Here is a 4,201-nt window from a genome sequence, read left to right on the forward strand (position 1 = left end):
AGGGAGTTATTTCAGGCTGACAAGAGGAAATTTAAAATAACTTTCTGAGTGCGCGTTATTTCACCAAAACTGTCTTTAACATGCCATAAAATAAGCAATATGCCGTTTTTGCAACCGCAATCACACTTCCTGATGGCATACTAATGAATAAGAGAAAGAGTAAGGAAGAACATTCATGCCTTTAAATGCCCAACAGCTAGCCGCACAGAAAAACCTTTCCTATGTTCTGGCCGAAAAGCTGGCTCAGCGAATATTAAAAGGTGAGTACGCGCCAGGCGCCATCCTACCAGGTGAAATAGAACTGGGCAGCCAGTTCGGTGTGAGCCGTACAGCGGTAAGGGAAGCGGTAAAGACATTAACGGCAAAAGGTATGGTATTACCGCGCCCGCGTATTGGTACTCGCGTTATGCCACAAGCAAACTGGAACTTTCTCGATCAGGAACTGCTCACCTGGTGGATGACGGAAGATAATTTCCCTCAGGTCATCAAACATTTTCTGGTGATGCGCATTAGCCTGGAGCCTCAAGCCTGTTTACTGGCGGCGACTATCGGCACAGCAGAACAAAAAGCACATCTGACTACGTTAATGGAAGAGATGGTCGAGCTGAAAAGGAACTTTAAGCGCGAGCGCTGGATTGAGGTTGATATCGCCTGGCATGAGCACATCTATGAAATGAGTGCGAATCCATTTCTGATCTCCTTTGCCTCGTTATTCCATTCCGTCTACCAGACCTATTTTACCTCTATTACCTATAACGACGTGGTAAAGCTGGATTTGCATCAGGCTATTGTCGATGCCATAGAGGAGAGCGATGGCGATCGCGCCTTCACCGCCTGTCAGGCATTGCTGATAGCTCCTAACGATCTCCCGGATAAATAACATGCCTGAAAAGAAATCGCGCAGTATGGCCGGACTGCCATGGATCGCAGCCATGGCCTTTTTTATGCAGGCATTAGACGCCACCATCCTTAATACTGCGTTACCCGCCATCGCGCACAGCCTCAACCGCTCCCCACTCGCCATGCAGTCTGCCATTATCAGCTACACCCTGACGGTAGCGATGTTGATCCCGGTAAGTGGCTGGCTGGCTGACCGCTTCGGCACCCGACGTATCTTTATGATTGCCGTGAGTCTGTTTACCCTGGGTTCACTTGCCTGTGCACTCTCCGGCTCTTTAACCCAACTGGTTATTTTCCGCGTGATACAAGGCATTGGTGGCGCAATGATGATGCCGGTTGCCCGCCTGGCGCTATTACGCGCCTACCCGCGCAGTGAGCTGCTCCCGGTCCTTAACTTCGTGACTATGCCGGGACTGGTGGGACCCATTTTAGGTCCGGTCCTGGGCGGAGTACTGGTCACGTGGGCCAGCTGGCATTGGATCTTCTTGATTAATATTCCGATTGGCATCGCCGGCATCTTCTACGCCCGCAAATATATGCCTAACTTCACGACGCCGCGCCGCCGTTTTGATATGACTGGCTTCTTTCTCTTTGGTCTGAGTCTGGTACTGTTCTCTAGCGGAGTAGAGTTGTTCGGTGAAAAGCTTGTCGCCAGTTGGGTCGCTCTCAGCATTATTCTTGGCAGTATTTTGCTGCTGCTCGCTTACATCCGCCACGCGCGCCGCCATCCCACACCGTTAATTTCTCTGCCAATCTTTAAGACCCGCACCTTCTCGGTCGGTATCGCGGGAAACCTTGCCACACGTCTGGGAACGGGGTGTGTCCCTTTCTTAATGCCGCTGATGTTGCAGGTAGGCTTTGGCTACCCGGCGCTAATAGCCGGTTGCATGATGGCGCCGACGGCGCTGGGATCTATTCTGGCGAAATCGATGGTGACGCAGGTTCTGCGTCGTCTTGGCTACCGCACCACGCTGGTCGGCGTCACGGTATTTATCGGCCTGATGATTGCGCAGTTCTCTTTGCAATCTCCCGCGATGCCAGTCTGGATGCTGATCCTGCCGCTGTTCATTTTAGGTATGGGAATGTCCACCCAGTTTACTTCAATGAATACCATTACCCTTGCGGATCTAACCGATGATAATGCCAGTAGTGGCAACAGCGTGTTAGCCGTCACGCAGCAGCTGTCGATCAGCTTAGGGGTGGCGATTAGCGCCGCCGTACTGCGTGTCTATGAAGGCATGGAAGGAACCAATACGGTAGAACAGTTCCACTATACCTTTATTACGATGGGCGCGATTACGGTGATATCAGCGCTGATGTTCATGCTGCTAAAAGCCAAAGATGGCCGCAACCTGATCAATGATCGGCATAAGTCTAAACCGACCCCCGCACCATCAGAACAGGAGTAAGCTGCAGGCGCTGTTGCTGTAAAGCGGGCTGCGCCATGCGGTGGATTAATACGTCGATGGCCAGCTCACCCAGTTCATCTTTCGGTTGGTGGATAGTGGTGAGCGGTGGCGTCATGTAGCGCGCCAGTTCGATATCATCATAGCCCACGACCGCCATATCCTGCGGAATGCGCAATCCTGACTGATACAGAGCCTGATACGCCCCCACAGCCATTGCATCATTGCCCGCAAAAACGGCCTGTGGTCGCTGGTTATGTGACAACAGCGTTTGCATGGCTTCAAACCCACCGCCGAACTCAAAATCACCGGTGATCTCATAGCCCTGAGGAATATCCAGCCCTGCACGCTTCATCGCTTCCCGGTATCCCTCCAGCCGCAAACGTGCCGGCGTTTTATCCAGTGGACCGGTAATACAAGCTATGCGCGTAAAACCCTTATCAATGAGATGCTGAGTTGCCAGATCGCCACCCAGTAGGGAATTGTCCTGAATCAGGTCACTTTCCCCTTCAAAGGGTGACCAGTCCATCATCACGGTGGGAATAGAAGGGTAGCGCTGCATGATCTCCATGGAAGGCTGATGGGTTTCGGTGCAGAGCAGCAGTAAGCCGTCCACCCGCTTTTGCATCAGCGTCTCCAGATTACGATTCATGCGCTGTTCATCGCCTTCGGTGTTGCACAAAACCAGACTGTAGCCGCGCTCAAAACAGCTGCGCTCAACGCCGCGTACCAGTTCTGAATAGAAGGGGTTGGTACTGGCTGTGATTAACATGCCAATGGTGCGAGTCTGATTCAACTTGAGGCTACGCGCCAGCGCGGAAGGCGCGTAGTTAAGCTCTTTAATCGCAGCGTCAACTTTGCCGGTGATAGCCTCGCTGACAAAGCGATCTTTATTAATGACGTGAGAAACCGTCGACGTGGAAACACCCGCCAGGCGGGCAACGTCCTTCATTGTAGCCAAGCGTTACCTCTGCTGACCTAAAAACGCCTCAATTTCTTCGCGCCACGGAACGGAAGGTTGTGCACCTTTACGCGTTACCGCAATCGCCGCGGCCGCATGCGCAAAGCGAATCGCCTCAGGCAACGGTGTCTCTTCCAGTAACGCGGTAATTAACGCACCGTTAAAGGTATCACCGGCAGCGATGGTATCAACGGCGTCCACTTTAAAACCAGGAACACGATGACCTTCACCGTTTACGCTAGCCCACACACCACGACTTCCTAAGGTAATCAGTACGGTGTGAATTCCCTTTGCGTGCAGCGCCAGCGCTGCTTTAGCGGCATCTTCATCGTTTTCTACCCGGATCCCGGTCAGCTTTTCAGCTTCCGTTTCATTCGGGGTAATGATATCCACCAGCGACAGCAGTTCGTCAGGGAGTTCACGAGCCGGAGCCGGATTAAGCGCGACCGTCGTATTATGTCGACGCGCAATTTTTGCCGCAGCCAGTACGCTTTCAATGGGCGACTCTAACTGCATCAGTAAGGCCGAGGCCTGCGCAATACGGTCATGTTGAGCTTCCACTAACGCAGGAGAAAGTGCGGCATTCGCCCCGGCATGAATAGCGATAACGTTCTCGCCTTCCGCGTTAACAAAAATCAGCGCCACGCCGGTCGCTTCGCCAGAAATCACGCTAACAGGCGCAATATCGATGTTATCGCTGGCTAATTGTTTACGTACACGCTCACCAATATCGTCATCTCCTGTACAGGCAATGAAGGCGATATTCGCACCACTACGACCCGCAGCAACCGCCTGGTTCGCGCCTTTTCCGCCAAATGCGACCTGATAGTGGCTACCGGTTACGGTTTCGCCAGGTGTCGGAAAAGAGTTAAGGTTAAGGATGTGATCGGCATTAATGCTGCCAAGTACAACGAGGTTGCCTGCGGTTTTCATG

4 protein-coding genes are annotated in these 4,201 nt (G+C 52.5%); 2 read left to right on the top strand and 2 right to left on the bottom strand.

The window, feature by feature from the left end; all coding sequences use genetic code 11:
* The first annotated feature begins 175 nt into the window (after window positions 1-175).
* The gene (locus tag FDW95_RS22140) at window positions 176-880 is read left to right on the top strand and encodes a FadR/GntR family transcriptional regulator (RefSeq protein WP_096758963.1); all 705 of its coding nucleotides are present in this window, start codon (window positions 176-178) and stop codon (window positions 878-880) included.
* Between the two features lies 1 nt (window position 881).
* The gene (gene mdtD, locus FDW95_RS22145) at window positions 882-2,309 is read left to right on the top strand and encodes a multidrug transporter subunit MdtD (protein ID WP_096758964.1); all 1,428 of its coding nucleotides are present in this window, start codon (window positions 882-884) and stop codon (window positions 2,307-2,309) included.
* Here the strand turns inward: mdtD and rbsR are convergent.
* Together rbsR and rbsK are read right to left on the bottom strand one after the other, a co-directional pair.
* The gene (gene rbsR, locus FDW95_RS22150) at window positions 2,275-3,267 is read right to left on the bottom strand and encodes a ribose operon transcriptional repressor RbsR (protein ID WP_096758965.1); all 993 of its coding nucleotides are present in this window, start codon (window positions 3,265-3,267) and stop codon (window positions 2,275-2,277) included. The two genes, mdtD and rbsR, sit on opposite strands and share 35 nt — an antisense overlap.
* Before the next feature lie 3 nt (window positions 3,268-3,270).
* Window positions 3,271-4,200: a ribokinase gene (gene rbsK, locus FDW95_RS22155; RefSeq protein WP_115259866.1), complete on the bottom strand. Its 930-nt coding sequence runs from the start codon at window positions 4,198-4,200 to the stop codon at window positions 3,271-3,273.
* Window position 4,201: the final 1 nt, after the last annotated feature.

The sequence above is a fragment of the Citrobacter sp. wls718 genome (assembly GCF_005280945.1).
Taxonomy (GTDB): Bacteria; Pseudomonadota; Gammaproteobacteria; order Enterobacterales; family Enterobacteriaceae; genus Citrobacter; species Citrobacter gillenii.